General features: G+C 73.8%; 17 protein-coding genes. 12 read left to right on the top strand and 5 right to left on the bottom strand.

The window, feature by feature from the left end:
* The first annotated feature begins 112 nt into the window (after positions 1 to 112).
* The 8 genes from AC29IT_RS28600 to AC29IT_RS28565 all read left to right on the top strand — a co-directional run bounded on the left by AC29IT_RS28600 (position 113) and on the right by AC29IT_RS28565 (position 8423).
* The gene (locus tag AC29IT_RS28600) at positions 113 to 1381 is read left to right on the top strand and encodes an inositol-3-phosphate synthase (protein ID WP_488220765.1); all 1269 of its coding nucleotides are present in this window, start codon (positions 113 to 115) and stop codon (positions 1379 to 1381) included.
* A gap of 59 nt (positions 1382 to 1440) precedes the next feature.
* A complete protein-coding gene (locus AC29IT_RS28595; RefSeq protein WP_488220768.1) occupies positions 1441 to 2283 on the top strand; it encodes an SCO3242 family prenyltransferase in 843 nt (280 codons plus the stop codon).
* Positions 2280 to 3671, top strand: coding sequence for an EboA domain-containing protein (locus AC29IT_RS28590; RefSeq protein WP_488220764.1), 1392 nt, complete (start codon positions 2280 to 2282; stop codon positions 3669 to 3671). The genes AC29IT_RS28595 and AC29IT_RS28590 overlap by 4 nt, the downstream gene beginning before the upstream one ends.
* On the top strand, positions 3671 to 4534 hold the full coding sequence (locus AC29IT_RS28585; RefSeq protein ID WP_488220763.1) for a TatD family hydrolase: 864 nt from the start codon (positions 3671 to 3673) through the stop codon (positions 4532 to 4534). The genes AC29IT_RS28590 and AC29IT_RS28585 overlap by 1 nt, the downstream gene beginning before the upstream one ends.
* A gap of 4 nt (positions 4535 to 4538) precedes the next feature.
* Positions 4539 to 5624: a metabolite traffic protein EboE gene (eboE, locus tag AC29IT_RS28580; protein WP_488220762.1), complete on the top strand. Its 1086-nt coding sequence runs from the start codon at positions 4539 to 4541 to the stop codon at positions 5622 to 5624.
* Complete coding sequence (locus tag AC29IT_RS28575; protein WP_488220761.1) at positions 5621 to 7006, top strand: alkaline phosphatase family protein; 1386 nt, start codon at positions 5621 to 5623, stop codon at positions 7004 to 7006. Before eboE ends, AC29IT_RS28575 begins: the two co-directional genes overlap by 4 nt.
* Positions 7007 to 7030: 24 nt before the next feature.
* A complete protein-coding gene (locus AC29IT_RS28570) occupies positions 7031 to 7864 on the top strand; it encodes a sugar phosphate isomerase/epimerase family protein (RefSeq protein WP_488220760.1) in 834 nt (277 codons plus the stop codon).
* 94 nt (positions 7865 to 7958) lie between these two features.
* The gene (locus AC29IT_RS28565; protein WP_488220759.1) at positions 7959 to 8423 is read left to right on the top strand and encodes a flavodoxin family protein; all 465 of its coding nucleotides are present in this window, start codon (positions 7959 to 7961) and stop codon (positions 8421 to 8423) included.
* A 34-nt stretch (positions 8424 to 8457) separates the two neighbouring features.
* Here the strand turns inward: AC29IT_RS28565 and AC29IT_RS28560 are convergent, their stop codons facing one another.
* From AC29IT_RS28560 to AC29IT_RS28550, 3 genes are all read right to left on the bottom strand, one after another.
* Positions 8458 to 9423, bottom strand: a complete 966-nt coding sequence (locus AC29IT_RS28560; protein WP_488220758.1) for an LLM class flavin-dependent oxidoreductase — start codon at positions 9421 to 9423, stop codon at positions 8458 to 8460.
* Between the two features lie 48 nt (positions 9424 to 9471).
* A complete protein-coding gene (locus AC29IT_RS28555; protein WP_358446485.1) occupies positions 9472 to 10002 on the bottom strand; it encodes a DUF4190 domain-containing protein in 531 nt (176 codons plus the stop codon).
* A gap of 235 nt (positions 10003 to 10237) precedes the next feature.
* The gene (locus tag AC29IT_RS28550) at positions 10238 to 10909 is read right to left on the bottom strand and encodes a VOC family protein (RefSeq protein ID WP_358446487.1); all 672 of its coding nucleotides are present in this window, start codon (positions 10907 to 10909) and stop codon (positions 10238 to 10240) included.
* Positions 10910 to 11330: 421 nt separating this feature from the next.
* On the opposite strand from AC29IT_RS28550, the gene AC29IT_RS28545 reads away from it, so the two are divergent.
* Both AC29IT_RS28545 and AC29IT_RS28540 read left to right on the top strand, forming a co-directional pair.
* On the top strand, positions 11331 to 12350 hold the full coding sequence (locus AC29IT_RS28545) for a beta-ketoacyl-ACP synthase 3 (protein ID WP_488220757.1): 1020 nt from the start codon (positions 11331 to 11333) through the stop codon (positions 12348 to 12350).
* A 194-nt stretch (positions 12351 to 12544) separates the two neighbouring features.
* Positions 12545 to 13504, top strand: coding sequence for a bile acid:sodium symporter family protein (locus AC29IT_RS28540; RefSeq protein WP_488220756.1), 960 nt, complete (start codon positions 12545 to 12547; stop codon positions 13502 to 13504).
* An 807-nt stretch (positions 13505 to 14311) separates the two neighbouring features.
* On the opposite strand, the gene AC29IT_RS28535 is transcribed toward AC29IT_RS28540, so the two are convergent.
* Positions 14312 to 14917 (bottom strand): TetR/AcrR family transcriptional regulator, encoded by a 606-nt coding sequence (locus AC29IT_RS28535; RefSeq protein WP_488220755.1) that lies wholly within the window; start codon positions 14915 to 14917, stop codon positions 14312 to 14314.
* A 10-nt stretch (positions 14918 to 14927) separates the two neighbouring features.
* On the bottom strand, positions 14928 to 16043 hold the full coding sequence (locus AC29IT_RS28530) for an FAD-dependent monooxygenase (protein WP_488220754.1): 1116 nt from the start codon (positions 16041 to 16043) through the stop codon (positions 14928 to 14930).
* A 581-nt stretch (positions 16044 to 16624) separates the two neighbouring features.
* On the opposite strand from AC29IT_RS28530, the gene AC29IT_RS28525 reads away from it, so the two are divergent.
* Positions 16625 to 17854 (top strand): cytochrome P450 family protein, encoded by a 1230-nt coding sequence (locus tag AC29IT_RS28525; protein WP_488220753.1) that lies wholly within the window; start codon positions 16625 to 16627, stop codon positions 17852 to 17854.
* A 156-nt stretch (positions 17855 to 18010) separates the two neighbouring features.
* On the top strand, positions 18011 to 19432 hold the full coding sequence (locus AC29IT_RS28520; RefSeq protein WP_488220752.1) for a glycosyltransferase: 1422 nt from the start codon (positions 18011 to 18013) through the stop codon (positions 19430 to 19432).
* Positions 19433 to 19600 lie beyond the last annotated feature (168 nt).

Genomic DNA, 19600 nt, shown 5'->3' with positions numbered 1-19600 from the left:
CCGCCGGGGCCCCGCGGCCCCCCGGGGGGGGGGGGGGGCGGGCCCGCGGTTCAGCGGGGGGGGGGGCCCCCCCCGCGCCCCCCCCCCCACCCCTGCTCCAGGAGGTGACCAGATGGGGGACCACGCACGGCCGGGTCGCACCGGCATGTGGTTGATCGGAGCACGAGGTTCGGTGGCCACCACGGCGATCGTCGGGCTGGCTGCGCTGCGGTCCGGGCTGGTGCCGCCGACGGGGTGCGTCACCGCGCTGCCCGCGTTCGGCGCGGTGCCGCTGCCGGGCTGGGACGAGATCGTGGTGGGCGGGCACGACATCTCCGCCGCCGAACTGCGCAAGACCGCCGACGGGCTGGTGGCGGCCGGCGTGCTGCCCGCCGGGGTGGTGGCCGCCGTCGCACCGCAGCTGTCCGCGGTGGAATCGGAGCTGCGGCCGGGTTTCGACCCGGCGGCGCGGTCCGAGTCCGGCGCGGCGGCGGTCGCGCGGCTGGCCGGGGACCTGTCGGCGTTCGCGCGGCGGCACGACCTGGAGCGGGTCGTGGTGGTCGACGTCGCCTCCACCGAACCGCCGTGGCCGGACGGCGCGCGGCTCGCGGACGCCGCCGCCCTGGACGCCGCGCTGGAGGCCGCACCGGGGCCCGGGTCGGGCTCCGCGTCCGGCTCCGGCTCGGCGTCCGGCTCCGGATCCGCGTCCGGGTCCGCGCCGGCCGGCCCGGTCCCGGCCAGCGTCGTCGCCGCCTGCGCGGCCGTGCGGGCCGGCTGCCCGTTCGTGGAGTTCACGCCGTCCACCGGGATCGCCGTTCCCGCGCTGCGCGCCCTGGCGCAGGAGCGCGGCCTGCCGTACGCGGGCGGTGACGGCAAGACCGGCGAGACGCTGCTGCGCACCGCGCTCGCGCCGGTGTTCGCCGAACGCGCCCTCGCGGTCCGCTCCTGGGCGGGCACCAACCTGCTCGGCGGCGGAGACGGCGCCACGCTCGCCGACCCGGGCACCGCGGCGAGCAAGCTGGCGTCGAAGTCGCGCGGGCTGCACGCCCTGCTCGGCGAGGACGTCGCCGCGCCGCTGCACATCGACAACGTGCCGGACCTCGGCCAGACCAAGGTGGCGTGGGACCACGTGCGCGCGGAGGGGTTCCTCGGCTCGGCGGTGACGCTGCAGCTGACCTGGTCGGCGTGCGATTCGGCGCTGGCCGCGCCGCTGGTGCTGGACCTGACCCGGCTGGTCGCGCTGGCGCACCACGCCGGGTGCAGCGGTCCGCTGACCGCGCTGGGCTGCTTCTTCAAGGACCCGTTCGGCGCCGGTGGCGACCCGGAGCGGCACCGCTTCGACCACCAGGTCCGCGAGCTGCACGACTGGGTGCGGGAGATCAGCGGCGGAGGTGCGCGATGACCGCGCTGGGCGGGACGAGCAGGGTGAGCGGGTCGAGCAGGGTGAGCGGGCGGAGCCGGCTGACCGGCCTGATCGCGCTGACCCGCGCTCCGGCGGCGCTGACGGCGCTCGGCGACACCGCGGTGGGCGCGGCGGCCGCCGGACGTCCGCTGCGGGGGCGGCGCGCGCTGCTGCCGGTGGCGTCGGTGGCGCTGTACTGGGCGGGGATGGCGCTCAACGACTGGGCCGATCGTGAGCTCGACGCCGTGGAGCGCCCGGAGCGGCCCATCCCGTCGGGCCAGGTCGGTGCCGGTACCGCGCTCGGGGTGGCAGCGCTGCTCACCGGTTCCGGTGTCGTCGCCGGTGCGCTCGCCGGGACCGCCGAAGCCGGTGCGGGGGCGGCGCTCGCGATGAGCGTCGTCGGCTACGACCTGGTGTTCAAGGGCGGCCCGGCCGGTCCGGTCGCGATGGCGGCCTGCCGCGGGCTCGACGTGCTGCTCGGCGCGGGCGGTGCCCGGGCGGCGTGGCCGGCGGCGGCGCTGCTCGCCGCGCACACCTGCGCGGTCACCGCGCTCTCCCGGGGCGAGGTCCGCGGCACCGACCCGGTCACGGCCGCGGCGGCCGCGGGCACCACCGCGCTGGTGGCGGTCGCCGCGGTGGGCGGGCGCTGCGCCTCCCCGCTGCACCGGATCGCCGCGCTCGCCGCGGCCGCGCGGTACGCGGCGCAGGTCGGCTCGGTGCAGCTGCACGCCTGCCGGAACGTGGACGCGCGCACCGCGCGGGCGGCGACCCGCGCGGGCATCCACGGCATGGTGCCGCTGCAGATCGCGCTGACCGCCCGGCACGACCTGGGCGCCGCGGTGCTGCTCGCGGCGCTCCCGCCGGTGGTCCGGGCCGGTGGGAAGGTGGTGTCGGCGACGTGACGGGCTTGCGCTTCGGCTACGGCACCAACGGGTTCGGCGACCACCGGCTGGACGATGCGCTGCGGGTGATCGCCGACCTCGGCTACGACGGGGTCGCGCTGACCCTCGACCACCACCGCCTCGACCCGTTCGCCGCGGACCTCGCCGAGCAGGTGCGCCGGGTGCGCGGCCTGCTCGACCGGCTCGGCCTGTCGGTGGTGGTCGAGACCGGCGCGCGGTACCTGCTCGACCCGCACGTCAAGCACCACCCGACGTTGGTCTCGGCGGACAGCGCGCGCCGCGTGGACTTCCTGCGGCGCGCGGTCCGGGTGGCCGCCGACCTCGGGGCCGACGTCGTCTCGTTCTGGTCCGGCACCCGGCCGTCCGATGTGGACGAAGAAGTGGCGTTGCGGCGGCTGCTCGACGGCACCGCGCTGGTCGTCGAGGAAGCCGGGCGGCACGGCGTGCGGCTGGGGCTGGAGCCCGAACCCGGGATGCTCGTCGACACGGTCGACGCGGCGCTGGCCGTCCGCGAGCGGCTCGGCGAACCCGAACCGCTCGGCATCACCCTCGACGTGGGGCACTGCGTCGCCGTGGAGCAGGACACCGCCGCCGGGTGCGCCTGGCGGGTGCGGGACCACCTGGTGCACGTGCAGCTCGACGACATGCGGCCCGGCGTGCACGAGCACCTCGAATTCGGCGCGGGTGAACTCGACCTCACCGGGACGCTGGAAGCCCTGGCCGGCATCGGGTTCACCGGTCTCGCCGCCGTCGAGCTGCCGCGGCACGGCCACGCCGCCCCGCAGGTCGCCCGCCGCGCCATCGGCGCGCTGCACCAGCCCTGGGTGTCCGAGGCGATCGCCGCGGTGCGCCGGGACCCGGCGAGCATCGCGACCCGGTTCCCCGCGGTGGGCAGGCACACCGGCCGCAGGCCCGTCGACCGGGACGATCCGCACGGGCTCGTGCACGGCACCGTCGACGACCGGGTGCGCGGCCGGTTGTTGCGCGCCTTCGCCGACACCGCCGAACCCGGCCGGGTCGCGGCGGAGGTGACGGCGCTGTACCGCCACGGTGACGACGCCGAACGCCGCGGCGTGCTCCGCGCGCTGGACCCGCTCGGCCCGGCGGTCGTCGAAGCAGGGCTGGAGCTGGTGCGGGATGCGTTGCGCGCCAACGACATCCGGCTCGTCGCCGCCGCGATGGGGCCGTTCGCCCGGCACCTCGACGACCACGCCTGGCGGCACGGCGTGCTCAAGTGCCTGTTCACCGGCGTGCCGCTCGCCGCCGTCGCCGGGCTGCCGCAGCGCGCCGACGCGGAACTCCGCCGCATGGTCGCCGATTTCGCCGCCGAGCGCCGCGCCGCCGGGCGCGACGTGCCCGCCGACGCCCGCGCACTCCTGGAGGCGTGATGCGCATCTTCGAACCGCACGTCCACATGACGTCCCGCACCACCGACGACTACGAGGCGATGCACGCCGCCGGCGTCCGCGCCCTCGTCGAACCCGCGTTCTGGCTCGGTCAGCCGCGCACCGGCGTCACCTCGTTCACCGATCACTTCGACGCGCTGATCGGCTGGGAGCGCTTCCGCGCCGCGCGGTTCGGCATCCGCCACCACGCCACCATCGCGCTGAACCCCAAGGAGGCCAACGATCCCCGCTGCTGCGAGGTGCTCGACGTGCTGCCGCGGTACCTGGCCAAGGACGGCGTCGTCGCGGTCGGCGAGGTCGGCTACGACTCGATGACCCCCGAGGAGGACGACGCGTTCGCCCACCAGCTCCAGCTCGCCGCCGCGGCCGATCTGCCGGTGCTGGTGCACACCCCGCACCGCGACAAACCCGCGGGCACCCGCCGCACCCTCGACGTGGTCCGCGAATCCGGGCTGCCACCGGAGCGGGTGCTCGTCGACCACCTCAACGAGGTCACCGTCGAGCTGGTCGCGGACACCGGCTGCTGGCTGGGCTTCTCCATCTACCCGGACACCAAGATGGACGAGGAGCGGATGGTGCGGCTGCTGCGGCGGCACGGCACCGAGCGGATGGTCGTCAACTCCGCGGCCGACTGGGGCCGCTCCGACCCGCTGAAGACCCGCGCCACCGGCGAGGCGATGCTGCGCGCCGGCTTCACCGACGACGACGTCGACCGGGTGCTGTGGCGGAACCCGGTCGCGTTCTACGGGCAGAGCGGGCGGCTGAACCTGGATCCGCTGCCCGGGTTCACCGCCGACGGGGCGACCTTCGCCGACAACTCCGTGCTCCGCGGATCGAGGGGGTGAACCGGTGCTGTCCTACTGCACGAACGTCCACCCCGCCGAGGACCTCGACGGGGTCCGCGCCCAGCTCGCCGAGCACGCCGAACCCGTCCGCGAGCGGCTCGGCGCCGAGGTGCTCGGCGTCGGCCTGTGGCTGGCCGCCGACCTCGCCGAGCACCTGGCCGCGGACGCCGCCGCGCGCGCCACGCTGAAGTCCGAATTGGACGGACGCGGGCTCGCCGTGCGCACCCTCAACGCCTTCCCGCACCGCGGATTCCACCGGCCGGTGGTGAAGCACCGGGTGTACGAACCGACCTGGGCCGAACCGGAACGGCTCCGGTACACGCTGCACTGCGCCGAAGTCCTCGCCGCGCTGCTGCCCGAAGGCGGCCGGGGCGGCATCTCGACGCTGCCGCTGGGGTGGCGAACCCCGTGGACGGCCCGCGAGGAGGACGCGGCCCGGCGGCACCTCGACCAGGCCGCGCACCGGCTGGGCCTGCTCGCCGACCGCACGGGCCGCCGCATCCGGCTGGCCGTCGAACCGGAACCCGGCTGCCGGTTGGACACCGTCGCGGACGCCCTCGGCTGGCTGCCCGGCTGCGACACCGAGCACATCGGGCTGTGCCTGGACACCTGCCACCTCGCGGTGTCCTTCGCCGACCCCGCCGAGACCGTGCGCGCCATCGCGGCGAGCGGCGTCGACGTCGTCAAGGTCCAGGCCTCCGCTGCGCTGCACGTCGACGACCCCGCCGCGGCCCGCGCGGAACTCGCCCGCTACGCGGAACCCCGCTACCTGCACCAGGTGCGGGAACGCGCCGCCGACGGCATCCGCCGCTGCGACGACCTGCCGCAGGCGTTCGGGGAACTCCCCGGGGACGGACCGTGGCGCGTGCACTTCCACGTGCCGGTGCACTGGGCCGCCGACGGGCCGGTGCGACCCACCACCGGGGTGCTGCGCGAGGTCCTCGCCGCCCTGCCCGGACCACTGCCGGACGTCGAGGTGGAGACCTACACCTGGACCGTGCTGCCCGACCCGCCCGCCGACCTGGCGGCGGGCATCGCCGCGGAACTCGCGTTCACCCGGCGGCTGATCGACGAGCGGGAGGCCGCGTGAAACCCGTGCTGCTGCTGGACGTCGTGGGCCTCACGCCCGCGCTGCTCGCCCACATGCCGAACCTGCGGTCCGTCGCCGCCGACGGGTGGCAGGCCGAACTGGGCACCGTGCTGCCCGCGGTGACCTGCAGCGCGCAATCCACGCTGCTGACCGGGACGATGCCCGCCGAGCACGGGATCGTCGGCAACGGCTGGTACTTCCGCGACCTCGGCGAGGTCCTGTTCTGGCGGCAGCACAACGGGCTCGTGCACGGCGACAAGGTGTGGGACACCGCCCGCCGCCACCACCCCGGCTACACCGCCGCCAACGTGTGCTGGTGGTACGCGATGGGCGCCGCCACCGACTGGACCGTCACGCCGCGCCCGATCTACCACGCCGACGGCCGCAAGTCCCCGGACTGCTACACCCGGCCGCCCGAGCTGCACGACGAGCTCACCGCCGAGCTCGGCACCTTCCCGCTGTTCCACTACTGGGGGCCGACCGCGGGCATCGCCTCCTCCCGGTGGATCGCCGCCGCGGCCCGCCGCGTGCTGCACGACCACCGGCCGGACCTGCTGCTGTGCTACGTCCCGCACCTGGACTACGACCTGCAGCGCCACGGGCCGGCGAGCCCGCAGGCCCGCGCGGCGGCCGCCGAGGTCGACGGTGCGCTCGCCGAGCTGCTGGCGGACGCGCGCGAGTCCGGGGCGACCACCGTGGTGCTCAGCGAGTACGGCATCACGCCCGTGCACCGGCAGGTCCACCTCAACCGGGCGCTGCGCCGGGAAGGCCTGCTCGACGTGCACACCCAAGCGGGCATGGAGTACCTCGACCCGTGGGCCTCGCGGGCGTTCGCCGTCGCCGACCACCAGGTCGCGCACCTGCACGTCCGCGATCGATCCGATGTGGACCGGGTCCGGGCGCTGGTCGCGGCGCTGCCCGGCGTCGACGACGTCCTGGACCGCGCCGCGCAGGCCCGCTTCGGCCTGGACCACCCGCGCGCCGGGGACCTCGTCGCCGTCGCCGAACCCGATTCCTGGTTCACCTACTACTACTGGCTCGACCGGGAGCGGGCACCGGACTTCGCCGGGGGAGTGGAGATCCACCGCAAACCCGGCTACGACCCCGCCGAGCTGTTCCTCGACCCCGATGACCGCTGGGTGCGGGCCAAGGCGGCGCTGAACCTGGCGAAGAAGAAGACCGGGCTGCGCTACGCCATGAACGTCGTCCCGCTCGACGGGCGGGCCGTCCGCGGTTCGCACGGCAGGCTGCCGGACTCCCCGGACGACGGGCCGGTGCTGCTGTGCTCCGACCCGCGCGTCCCGGCCGCCGTCGGACGCACCGGCCGCCTCGCCGCCACCGACGTGCACGACCTGCTGCTGGACCTGCACGGAATCCGCTGAGAACCACCCGCGAAAGGACGAGCAATGCCGCTCACCCGCAGAACCCTGCTGCACACCACCGCCCTGCTGGCCGCCGCCGGAGCGGCCGGTGCGACGAGCACCGCCGCCGCGGCCGCCGGACATCCGCGCGGCCGCATCCCGCACGAGGCCATCAGCATCCAGCTCTACACGCTGCGCACCCTGCTCGACGAGGACGTCCCCGGCACGCTCCGCCAGGTCGCCGACCTCGGTTACCGCAGCGTCGAGACGGCGGACCTGCACGGGCGCACCGCCGCCGAGTTCCGCACGATCCTCGACGACCTCGGGCTGCGCGCCACCTCCGGGCACGCCGACCTCGACGAGGGCGTGGACGCGCTCATCGAGGACGCCCACACGCTGGGCCACCGCCAGGTCGTCGTCCCGCACGCCGTGTTCGACACCGCCGACGGCTGGCGCGCCTTCGCCGACGAGCTCAACGAAGCGGGCCGGAAGTGCCGCGCCGCCGGACTGCGGTTCGGCTACCACAACCACGACCACGAATTCGCCCCGGTGGACGGAGTGCTGCCCTACGACGTCCTGCGGGAACGCACCGATCGCAGGTTCGTCCACTTCGAACTCGACCTGTACTGGGCGGTGCACGCGGGCCAGGACGTGCTCGCGCTGATCGACGCCGAGCGCGACCGCATCCGCCAGCTGCACGTCAAGGACCGCGCCCCGGACGGCGAGATGGCCGACCCGGGCACCGGGACCATGGACTTCCCGGCGATCTTCGACCACGCGCGGGCCGCCTGCGAGTACATCGTCGAGCACGACCAGCCCACCGATCCGCTGCGCACCGCCCGCGTCGGCTTCGACTACCTCCGCGCGGTCCGCTGGTGACCAGGGGCGTCGTCCCCGGCGCGGCCGGCTGACGTGCTGTCACACTTCGCGTGCCCGCGCCGTCCCCCTCCTGGAACGAGGAGGGATCGGGGAGATGCAGAAGACCGTCATCGTGTGCACGTCGGTGTCGCACGGCAACACGCGCCGGATCGCCGAGGCCATGGCCGGGGCGCTGGACGCCGAGGTCGTCCCGCCGCAGCGGGCCGATCCGGACGTGCTCGCCCGCGCCGACCTGGTGGGCTTCGGCTCGGGCGTCTTCCACGGGCGGATGCACCCGGAGCTGATCGGGTTCGCGCGGGCGCTGCCACGCGGGCGGGGGAGGGCTTTCGCGTTCGCCACCAGCGGTTTCCCCGAGCTCCCGGTGCTGCCGTTCACCCGGCCGCTGGTCCGGCTGCTCGGGGACCGCGGCTTCGACGTGCGCGGCACCTTCTCCTGCCGCGCGTTCGACACCTGGGCGCCGTTGCGGCTGGTCGGCGGCCTGCACCGGGAGCGGCCGGACGAGCGGGACCTGGCGGCGGCGCGCGAGTTCGCCGAGCGGATGCGGGGCGCGGCGGCGTGAGGCCGGGCCGCCGTGCGAGCGGTCTCGGCGCGCGTCAGCGCACGGCGTCGGCGAGGAGTTCGTAGGAGCGCCGCCGCAGCTCGTGGTCGTGGACCGGGGTGGTGATCATCAGCTCGCCGGTCCCGGTCCGGGCCGCGATGGCGGCGAGCTCGCGGCGCACGGTGTCCGGCGAACCCGTGACCAGACCGGGAGAGCAGGCCAGGACCTCGGCGCGGTCGAGCCCGGCCAGGTCCGCGGCGGCCCGGTCCGGGCTCGGCAGCAGGACGCGCCGTCCGCGGCGGCGGCCGAGGGCCTTCGCCCGGACCGAACCGGCGAGCCACTCGGCCTCGGCGTCCGTACCGGCGCAGATCACCGCCACGCTGACCAGCGTCGCGGGGCGTGCCGAAGGACGGAACGCCTCGCGGTGGACCCGAGCGGCTTCCGCGGCTCCGGCGGGATCGAGGTGGTAGGCGTGCGCGCACGGCAGCCCGTGCTCGGCCGCCAGCCGCGCCCCGGTCCCGGAAGAACCCAGCAGCCAGATCTCCGGCCGGTTCTCCCGCGCGGGCACCGCCCGGGATCCGGGGGCGAAGCAGGACAGCAGTTCGGCGACGGCGGTGGCGTGCGCCTCCGCCGTCGTCGCCTCCGGCGGTCGCCGCAACGCCGCGGCCATCGACGGCGCGCCACCGGGCGCCCGGCCGATCCCGAGGTCGATCCGGTCCGGGTGCAGGGCGGCGAGCATGCCCCACCGCTCGGCGACCAGCAGCGGCGGGTGGTTCGGCAACGACACCCCGCCCGCCCCGACCCGCAACCGCGACGTACCGGCCGCGATGGCGCCCGCCAGCACCGCGGGTTCGGCGCAGGCGACGCCGCGCATCCCGTGGTGCTCGGGAACCCAGTACCGGTGGTAGCCGAGCCGATCGGCCAGCCCCGCCAGGTCCAGCGTCCGGTGCAACGCCTCCGCGGCCGAAGACCCGGCCACGATCGGCGAGGTGTCCAGCACGGACAACGTCAGCTCAGCCACCCGCGGGATTCTGCCCGGCCGCCCGGTCGGCCCGCGAGCGGCCGCGGATCAGCTCGGCACCCGGGTCATCATGTCGCCGAACTGCTGCTGGGCCGGGATGAACAGGTCCGGGTTCATGGCGCCCACGATGAACGCGATCCCGGCCAGCACGCCCAGGACCAGCCCGATGATGCTCATGATCAGGCCCGCGGTGGCCACGCTCTTGCCGGTGCGGTGGCGCTGCATCCCGTCCTTGCGCCCCATGATGCCGAGCACGATGCCGACGATCCCGAACACGATCGCCAGCGGCGCCAGCACCCCGCTCAGCCCGCAGAGCAGGGCGAGCAGGCCGAGCACCAGGCCGGACACGGCCAGCGGGCTCGTCTTGGCACGCGGCATGTCGGTGGGGGTGCCCGTCGTCCACGAGGTGCCCTCGTCCGGTTGCCGCCCGGTTTCGGTCTGCCGCGGATCGAGCTGGCTGGAGCCGGTGTGCTGCGCCTCGTGCTCCGGGCCGCCGGTCCGGGTGGAGCCGGGCTGCCGCCGCGCCTGCCGCGGGTCGGTCTGCCGTTCCACGTCGTGCGAATCGTACGAGTGTGCCATGGCGGTTCTCTTTCCCCCGCGCGGATATCGGTGGAGCACCAGGCGCGCCGACATCGTTCGCGGGCCGCGGACGCCGCACGTCCCTCCTCGCGGTGACGGGCCGGAGCGTCCTCGTCCCGGCTCGGCGGTTCAGCTGTCGCCGAGGCCTGGTCTCCCCGTTCGGGTGCCCAGCCCGGCCGGGCGGGCAAACCCGCCGCGGCCGGCCTGCGCCGGAGCCGGTCGCCGTCCCGGGCGGCTACAGCTCGGCGGGCTCCCCGCGCAGCGTCACCTCGCGCCCGGATTCGGTGCGCACCGACACCGAGCGCACGCCCGGGCGGCCGGGCACGACCACCAGCGGCAGCCGGTCGAAGGTGTGGGCGCCGAGGTGCTCCCGCAGTTCCGCGGCATCGCCGCCGACCTCCAGCCGGGTGACGGCCACCCCGCGATCACCGCGCTCCGTCGTCCCGCGATCCGGGTTGGTGCCCGGGTCCTCCCGGTAGAACCAGTTCGGCAGCCCCCGGCGCCAGCACGTGTCGAACGCGCGGCCCGGACCGGGGGCGGTGGTGATGATGCGCTGGGTGCCGTCGGGCTGGACCCGCCCCGGACGCCGCGCCACCTCGCCGCCGAACCGCCGGGCGACCTGCTCCATCTCGTCGAGGGTGTCGGCGCGCAGGCACCAGAACATCCACCGGTCCCCGTCCGCGACGGCCCGGTCGAACCAGGCGACCGCCGGGTCCTGCTCGGACGCGGGCGTCGTCACCGCCTCGACCTCCAAGTAGACGTCGCCGCCCAGCGGGAAGATCGTGTTCACGAGGCCGCCGGCGAACGCGCCACCGTCGTAGTGGGCCAGCCCCGTCTCCTCCTCGATCCGGCGGACGGCCGCGTCCCGATCGCGAACGCCGAGGCAGAGGTGGTCGAGGTGGAACATGTCGATCCTTTCCGGGTCCACCGCGGCACGCGCGCATCCCACGGCGGACCGAATCGTGCGGCGCGCGGAAATCCACTATGGACGATACGCGAACGCCGACGCCCCTCGGCCGGGTTCGTCCCGGAAATCCGATGCCGTCGAACGCCGAATCGCGCATGTCGTCGGTCCGCGCGCGGCGGACCCGCGAAGTCCGCCGCCGCCGGGTCCGGCCGCCGTTCGCTCGATACGTGGCCTGCGGCCGAACGCGTCCTCTCCGATCGGTGTCGGATCGCGGTCTTCGACCCGGACCTGCACGCGCCAGGCCGCCGACCACGATGCGGTTCGGTTCCTCGTGTGACCGGGCGCGGGCCGGGCGAGCGGGAACGATGTGTTCGTCGAGGTCGGTGCCCGGACGGGGACCGCGGGGAGGGGGAGCGTGGAGATGCCCGGTGGCAGCGCAGGGTCCCAGGTCGTCGCGCTGGGGCATCACCTGCCGGCGACCGTCGTCACGACCGGCGAGGTGGCCGAGCGGATCGGCGTCGACGAGCAGTGGATCGTGTCCCGGACCGGCATCCGCGAGCGCCGGATGGCGGCGGAGGACGAGACCGTGGCGGACCTGGCCACCGCGGCCGCGCGGGCGGCGCTGGATGCTTTGGCCGCCGACGCCCGCTACGCCGAGGGCCGGGCCGGGATCGACGCGGTGATCGTGGCGACCTCGACCGGCGAATCCGCCATCCCGAACGTCGCCGGTCAGGTCGCGGCGCGCGCCGGTCTCGGCCACCCGGCCGCGTTCGACGTGAACACCGCCTGCTCGGGGTTCTGCTACGCGCTGGCCATCGCCGACGCGCTGATCCGCGCGGGCACCAGCCGCGGCGCCCTGGTCGTCGGGGCGGACAAGGCGACGGCCTGGCTCGACTGGGACGACTGGAACACCGGCATCCTGTTCGGCGACGGGGCGGGCGCGGTGGTGGTGCTCCCGCACGACCGGCCCGCCGTCGGGCCGGTGCTGTGGGGCAGCATCGGTGAGCAGGGCGAGCTCATCTCGATCGACCCGCAGCAGCGGGTGCTGCGTCAGGAGGGCCGCTCGGTGTTCCGCTGGGCCACCGGGCTCGACGACCTGGTCCGCGAGGTCTGCGCCCGCGCCGGTCTCGAACTGGGCGACCTCGTCGGGTTCGTCCCGCACCAGGCCAACCTGCGGATCGTCGACTCGTTCGTGCGCAAGCTCGGCCTGGACGAGATCCGCACCGCCACGGACGTGATCGACGCCGGCAACACCATCGCCGCGACCATCCCGGTGGCGCTGTCCCGGATGCGCGCGCACGGCGAGTTCGGCGCCGGCGGGCCCGTCCTGCTGTTCGGCTTCGGCGCGGGCCTGTCCTACGCGGGCCAGGTCATCACCCTGCCCCCCGCGAACCCGCCACGGTCGCCGGCCCCGACCCGCGACGCCGCGCCGGGGAGCTGACCTCCCGCCACGTCGGCTCTCCGGACACGCTGCGCACCGGGTGGTGCACGCCCCGTGCCGCGGGTGCCGCGCCGATCCCGCGGTTTGGAGATCGGTGACCGACGTGGGGTAGCTTCGCCTCGCCACGCGGCATCGACCGTGGCATCGGAGGAGCGGCCGGGGTCGCCCGGGGTGGAGGAACGATGGGTTCGCGCGTGAGCGCATTCAGCCAGCTGGTCGGTCGTTGGTTCCCGTTGATCGTGCTGGTGGCCGGTGCGGTCGCGCTGGTCTTCCCGAGCTTGTTCGCGGGGTGGACCTCGGTGGTGCCGTGGTTGCTGGCGGTGATCATGCTGGGGATGGGTATGACGTTGGAGCCGCGGGATTTCGCTTATGTGGCGCGTCGTCCGGTGGCGTTCGCGATCGGGGTGGTCGCGCACTTCGTGATCATGCCGCTGCTCGCCTGGCTGTTGACGGTGGTGCTGCCGCTGAGCCCGGAGCTGGCGGTCGGGGTGATCCTGGTCGGTTGTGCGCCGAGCGGTACTTCGTCGAACGTGATGGTGTTCCTGGCGAGGGGGGATACGGCGCTGTCGGTGGCGATGAGCAGTGTGTCCACTCTGGTCGCGCCGATCGTGACGCCGTTCCTGGTGCTGTGGCTGGCGGGTAGCTACCTGCCGGTGGATCCGGGGTCGTTGGTCGTGGAGATCCTGCAGATCGTGCTGGTGCCGGTGGTGCTCGGCTTCGTGCTGCGTCGGGTCGCGGGGCCGGTGGTGGCGAAGGCGTTGCCGGTGCTGCCGCTGGTCTCGGTGGTCGGGATCACCGGTGTGGTGGTCGCGGTGGTGTCGGGCAGTGCGGACAAGCTGCTCAGCGTGGGGCCGGTCGTGGTGCTCGCGGTCGTGCTGCACAACGTGCTCGGTGTCGGGCTGGGGTACGTGGCCGCCCGGGTGGCGGGGATCGACGAGGCGGGGCGGCGGGCGATCGCGCTGGAGGTGGGGATGCAGAACTCCGGTCTGGCGGCGAGCCTGGCGTCGACGTACTTCTCGCCGGTCGCGGCGTTGCCCGGGGCGATCTTCTCGGTGTGGCACAACATCTCCGGCTCGCTGGTCGCCGGCTACTGGTCCCGCAGGCCCGCCGTCGCCGCCGGGGAGCAGGAACGGGCGAGCGCGAACGACGCGTGAGGCCGAGCGGTGCACCGCGCCGAACGGTCCGGGGCAGCGGCGCGGTTCGTGCCGATTCCGCGACGGCCGCGCAGTGCGGTCGCCGCGGTGGGCCGATTTTCCCGTTTCGGGCGCTCGCGCCAGGTGTCCTAGCAGGACGGCATGGTCGGCCGAGCCGCTGCCCCGCATTCCCCGCCGCGGTCGAGCAACACGGGAACGAACGCATCCCCCGAGGCCGACCGGACGGTGGCACCGCTCGACCTGGTCCGGCTGAGCTTCGGCGGCGTGAACGCGTGCTCGGCGCCTTCCCGGTCCTGTTCGGACCGTCGTTCTGACCGGGGCGGCCGCGCTGCTGCTGGGACTCGTGGTCGGAGCGCCGGCGCTGTGCCCGACGGCCGTGTTCGGGCCGGTGAACGGGACCACCGACGCCGTGTCCTCTTCCGCGAACTTCGGAATGTGCGGATGGTCGGCCCGTTCCTGACGCCGCCGGCCGCGGCCGCGTTCTTCTCGATCTCGGTCTGCGGGGGTTGTCCCGGTCGGCGCTGCGTCCCGGTTTCGGCGTGCCCGCGTCCGCGTTCGCCCCCGCCCACGGGGTGTTCCCGGTGCCGGAGCGCCCGATCGGATCAAGCGCGGCATCGGTGCGGTAGTGGCGTCCGACTAGGTGCGGCGGCACCTGCCGCGGGGAGCTGGGGCCTCCCGTCGTGGATCGACCGTCCACGGCCGATGGCACTCGTCGGGGCCGGCTCGTCCGGAGCCGCCCAGCGAGTCGTGGGTCGGGCTCGCGCGAGCACGGCACCGGCCGCCGCCGACGCCACGCGGTGTCCGGCTTCAGGTGCCGTGGGTGGCGCGGATGCCGGCGAGCACCACGGTGATCACCCGGACGGCGTCGGCACGGGTGAACGCGCGGGCGCCGCGGGTGACGAACAGCTGGACGGGCCCGGCGAGCAGCTCGGCGAGGAAGGAGCTCTCGACCGGGGGCAGCTCGCCGCGTTCGACCGCCACCTCCAGGCGGTGGCCGAGCACGCTGAGGCGTCGGTCGAAGACCTCGTCGACGACGGCTCGCAGTTCGGGGTTCTCCCGAGCCGAGGCGACCACGTTCAGCAGCGCCCGCCCTTGCGGGCTCGCGGTGGCGGCGGCGAGGGATTCGAGGAAGTCGGCGAGGTCGGCCTCGACGTCGCCGGAATCGTGCAGGGGCGCGGCATCGGCTCCGAAGGTGGCGAGCGCGTCGGCGACCAGCGCGTCGCGGTCGGGCCAATTGCGGTAGACGCTGGTCTTGTTCACCTCGGCGAGCTCGGCGACCTGGTCGTAGCGCAGTCCGCCGATCCCGTCGCGGGCGATCAGCTCGGCGGCCGCCTCCAGGACCCGGCGCCGCACCCGGGCGGTTCGCCCGCCAGGGCGGCGGACCGGTGCGCGCGAACGTCCCTCCTCGGCCACGGGCGGCAGCCTACAGCGGCTGCGCCGCGCGCAACCGCGCGTTGCGCGCCTCGATGGCCTCCCAGCTGGCGGGGACGACGAGGTTCGCCCCGCCGCGCGCGAACTCCTGAGCCGCCGTCGCGTGCGGGCGCTGCCGCCGCTCGTAGGCGGTGAAGGCCGCCTCCAGGTCGTCGCCGTGCCTGCCGAGCTCGTCGGCGAGCAGCCACGCCCCGAGCAGGGCCAGCGAAGTGCCGCGTCCGGCCATCGGAGTCGCGCAGTGCGCGGCGTCGCCGATCAGCACGACCCGTCCCCGGTGCCAGCTCGGCAGGTGGATCTGGGCGATCGCGTCGAAGTAGAGCTCGGGGTCGTGCCGGGCGGCCTCGATCAGTTCGGGGACCTTCCAGTCCTCGACCCCGGCGAAGGCCTCGGCCAGGATGCGTCGCTGGGCGGCCAGGTCATGGTGGTCGTGGTCGATCGGGTCGGACCGGAACTCGAAGATCGCCAGCGCCTCGTCGCGGTAGCGGGCCACCCCCGCGAAGCGCCCCGGCAGGTTGAGGATCTCCGTCACGCGCGCGTCGCCGGACGCCGCGTGGCCGGGAGCGGCCCCGATCGCGACGTACACGCCGAGCGGCTCGGTGAACCGCTCCTCCGGGCCGAACACCAGCCTGCGCACCGCGGAGTGCACCCCGTCGGCGCCGACGACGACGTCGTAGCTCGCCGCACGGCCGGAGGCGAACGTGACGGCGACCCGATCCCCGTCGTCGACCAGCGTCGCGATGGACTCCTCGAACCGCAGGTCGACCTGCTCCGGCAACGCCTGCCGCAGGACGTCCATGAGGTCCTCGCGGGGGAGTTCGACGTCATCGTCGGTCTCGTTGATCTCCTGCACCGCCAGGGAGGCGACCGGCGCACCGGACCGGTCGACGAACGTCGTCCGCTCGGTCATCGTGATCCGCCGTTCGCGCACCGCGTCCAGGATGCCCATCCGCTCGGCCGTGTCGAGCGCTTCGCCGCGCACGTCGATGGGGGAGCCGTTGACGCACAGGTGGTCCGACCGCTCGACGACCTCCACCTCGTGCCCGACGCGCGCCAGGTCGATGCCCGCGCACAGCCCCGCCACTCCCGCGCCGCTGACCAGGATCTTCATCGTGCCTCCTCCTGATTGAACTACTAAAGCAACTGTACGTTGCTTTTATGTGGGCCGCACCGACCGGTCTTGACGTGCTCCGGGGACGAGGGGGTGGCCACCTGATCGGCCGAGACCGTCACCCGGATGACCTGCGCGAAGACGTGCTCCACCGCTCCGACGAGGGCGGGGTCGCCCAGCCGAGGTCGGTACCGAGACGGGGGTCGAGGCGCTCGCCCCGCCGCCCGGTTCACCGGCGAACCGCCGACGACCGCCCCGGACGACCCGCGCCGGTCGGTGCTCGGAACCCGGAACCGACTCGGCGAGCCCGACCCGATGCCGGGACGTGGTGCAGCTCCCCGAGCGAAGCCGGGATTCCGTCGGAACGCCCGACGGCGCGGAACGAGCCACGAATCGTCGTCCCCGTCCGCCCGAGAACGCCCGCCGCCCAAGGGTTTCCGGCAGGAAGGACGCGTTGCCGAGAGCTGCGCCGTCCGCGTGATGCGACGAGGTGACTCGTTCGGTGGCTGACGCTCGGGCGCGCACCGCAAGACAGTTGGGGAGCACCGTTGATCACCCGCCGTGATGAGAGGGGCCTGCCGATGCGGACGCCCGAGCCGTACGTGCTCGATCCGGATGCGACCGACATCCACGCCGAAGCCGCGCGGGTGCGCGAGCGGGGCCCGGTCGCGCAGGTGCTGCTACCGGGGGACGTCGTCGCCTGGTCGGTGTCGGATCCGGTGGTGCTGCGGCGGTTGCTGACCGATCCGCGGGTGTCGAAGGACCCGTACCGGCACTGGCCGGCGTGGATCAGCGGTGCGGTCTCCGCGGAGTGGTCGATGGTGGCCTGGATCGCCCGGCAGGACATGCTCACCGCCTACGGTGCCGAGCACCGCCGGTTGCGCTCGCTGGTGTCGAAGGCCTTCACGGCCCGCCGCGTCGAGTCGATGCGCCCGTGGATCGAACGGCTCGTCGCGGAACTCCTCGACGAGGTAGCCGAGGCGGGCGCGGAGGTCGTCGATCTCCGCGCGCGGTTCTGCTACCCGCTGCCCATCGAGGTGATCTGCCGGCTGGTCGGCGTGCCCGACGGCGAGCCGCGCGCGGAGCTGCGGCGCATCACCGAGATCTTCGTCTCCACCACGGCCGAATCCGGCGCCGACGCCGCTGCTTTCGCGGACGGGCGGAAGGTGTTCGCGGAGCTCGTCGAGGCGAGGCGGCGGGCTCCGGGGGACGACCTCACGAGCGCGCTGATCGCGATCCGCGACGAGAACGATTCGCGGCTCTCCGCCGAAGAACTGGTCGACACGCTGCTCCTGGTCGTCGGTGCCGGGCACGAGACGACCTCCAACCACCTCGACCACGCGATCGCCGCCCTGCTCACCCATCCCGACCAGCTCGCGCGGGTCCGGTCCGGCGAGCGGGGCTGGGACGACGTGATCGAGGAGGCCCTGCGCTGGCAGCCGCCGATCTCGGTGATGCCGCTGCGCTACGCCGTCGAGGACATCGCGGTCGACGACGTGACGATCCGCGCCGGTGACCCGGTCCTGGCCGCGTTCGGCAGCGCCAACCGGTGCCCGCGGCCCGGCCAGGACCTCGACGGCTTCGACATCACCCGCGAAGACAAGGAACACCTGACCTTCGGCCACGGCACGCACTTCTGCCTCGGCTCGTCGCTGGCCCGGCTGGAATCGGCCCTCGCGCTCCCCGCCCTGTTCGCCCGCTACCCGGACCTGGCGCTCGCGATCCCGGCGGCGGACCTGCGACCCGTCCCGTCCTTCATCTCCAACGGCCACCGCGAGCTCCCCGTCCACTTGGGACGGTCGTCGCGATGAACTGCGCGGCGGATGGGCGCACGGCCGGAAGGAACGGGTTTCCGAACGGCGCCCATCATCGCGACTCCGGGCGCAGAGCTCAGCCCGCCCGACCCCGTGTTCGGAAGAACGACTGCGGGCAAAGTCTTCGAGATCGGCGTCGAGAGGAGGACGAACGTGCACGCACCACGTGAGCCGAAGCAGCCAGCCTCGACGCCCGCCCGCCACGCCGCAGCACGGCGACCGGATCAACAGCGCCGCGCCGGCCACCCGACCGCCCGAACCGTTCAGGACGTAGGGCTTCTGCAGCGTACGGTCGGAAATGCGGCGACGGTGCAGCTGCTCGCGTCCGACGAAGAGTCCGAGCCGGTGCGGTCATCGACGCCGCCGGCCCGGGGAGACTTGCTCAACCTGCGCGATCACGAGGGGCGCGAGCTGTACTCGGACGACGTTGAGCTGCAGCTCGAATATGTGCGGTATCTGGCGACAGCAGGACGTCCGGACCGATACCGCCTCCTGCTCGCTCGGCTTCGGGCGAAGAAGCAGCAAGATCAGGCACACCTGCTGGAGGAAGAGTGGAGTCGCACGGCCGGACCGAATCCGGCCGGGCACGTGCCGGTGCCGAAGCAGATGCACTTCATCTGGTTGGGAAAAAAGCCGGGTGAAGCCGTGATCGAGAATCTGAAGGCATGGGGGCGGCGGGCCGAGGGAAGTGGCTGGACCCTGAACCTGTGGACCGAGTCTTCGGGGTGGGTTCCAGAACTGGAGAGCGAATTCCAAGGACAGCTGCAAATGCGCACCGGCGCTCGCGAGACCGTCGAACGCAACACCGTCCCGGAGAACCTCGCGCTGTACGACCGTGCGAAGGAGAACGGTGCGGCGAACCTGTCCTCGGACATCCTGCGGTACGCCCTGCTGCTGGAGTACGGCGGCGCCTACGTCGATGTCGACATCGGACCGGGTGGGGTGAACCTCGCCGCCGCGCCCGAGATGCGCCAGCGCTTGGAGGAACTGCCGCTGCTGGCTCCTACGCTGCGCGACAGGAACAGCGTGAACAAGGCGCTCAGGCTTGGCGAGCAGGAATCCCAGCGGGAGCTCACGCCGGAGGACCAACGCAAGGCGGCGACCAAAAAGTACGCGGACGGGCTGCTCAACAACAACTTCATCCAGGCGGCGCCGAACTCACAGTTCATCCGGTCGGTTCTCGATGGCCTGCCGCGGCGACTCGAAGAAGTGCGGACACTAGTTGGGGAAGAAGGGTTCGACGAAAAACTCAAGGACCTGGCTGCGCACATTTCCGGTCCTGATTTCGTCGAGAGGACACTGCGGCTGTTCGTCAGAGAACATCACGGCGTCAGCACTAAGGAGCACATTCCGGGGAGGGCTGACACCGCGCTTCTGCAGAAGGAATACCTGCACCTCTTCGACGCCGAGGCGCTCGAATACTGGAAGGACCTCGAGTGGGTGACAGCGGAGAGTGAGAACCAGCTGGACTCGGCTTCCGGCAGGGGTGCCCCCGAAGTGGCCAAGCTAGGCGAGTTCCGTCGATTGATGAACAAAAGCCTCCGAGCGATGAAAAAACTCCGTACACGCCGGTGAGCCCGGTGCGGCCGAGCGGCACCGCTGACGTCATGATCAGCGCGGAGGACCGCCCGATCGGCGACGGCACCGGACCGGTGCTCGGGTGGATCACGATCGACGGGAGCACGTCCCACGATTCGGCCGTCGTGGGCCCCGGTCCGCGGCCCGGGGCCCACCCGCCGCGCG

Source organism: Saccharopolyspora sp. MMCC62, from assembly GCF_057736575.1.
The sequence above is the reverse complement of the archived record's forward strand: the minus strand, read 5'-3'. Positions and strand labels throughout refer to the sequence as shown.

What these genes read in the sequence shown, in the direction of transcription:
- AC29IT_RS28530 (WP_488220754.1), bottom strand. Translation starts at nt 16,043, where the DNA reads ATGAAGATCCTGGTCAGCGGCGCGGGAGTGGCGGGGCTGTGCGCGGGC.
- AC29IT_RS28525 (WP_488220753.1), top strand. Translation starts at nt 16,625, where the DNA reads ATGCGGACGCCCGAGCCGTACGTGCTCGATCCGGATGCGACCGACATC.
- AC29IT_RS28555 (WP_358446485.1), bottom strand. Translation starts at nt 10,002, where the DNA reads ATGGCACACTCGTACGATTCGCACGACGTGGAACGGCAGACCGACCCG.
- AC29IT_RS28585 (WP_488220763.1), top strand. Translation starts at nt 3,671, where the DNA reads ATGCGCATCTTCGAACCGCACGTCCACATGACGTCCCGCACCACCGAC.
- AC29IT_RS28565 (WP_488220759.1), top strand. Translation starts at nt 7,959, where the DNA reads ATGCAGAAGACCGTCATCGTGTGCACGTCGGTGTCGCACGGCAACACG.
- AC29IT_RS28550 (WP_358446487.1), bottom strand. Translation starts at nt 10,909, where the DNA reads ATGTTCCACCTCGACCACCTCTGCCTCGGCGTTCGCGATCGGGACGCG.
- AC29IT_RS28545 (WP_488220757.1), top strand. Translation starts at nt 11,331, where the DNA reads ATGCCCGGTGGCAGCGCAGGGTCCCAGGTCGTCGCGCTGGGGCATCAC.
- AC29IT_RS28600 (WP_488220765.1), top strand. Translation starts at nt 113, where the DNA reads ATGGGGGACCACGCACGGCCGGGTCGCACCGGCATGTGGTTGATCGGA.
- AC29IT_RS28570 (WP_488220760.1), top strand. Translation starts at nt 7,031, where the DNA reads ATGCCGCTCACCCGCAGAACCCTGCTGCACACCACCGCCCTGCTGGCC.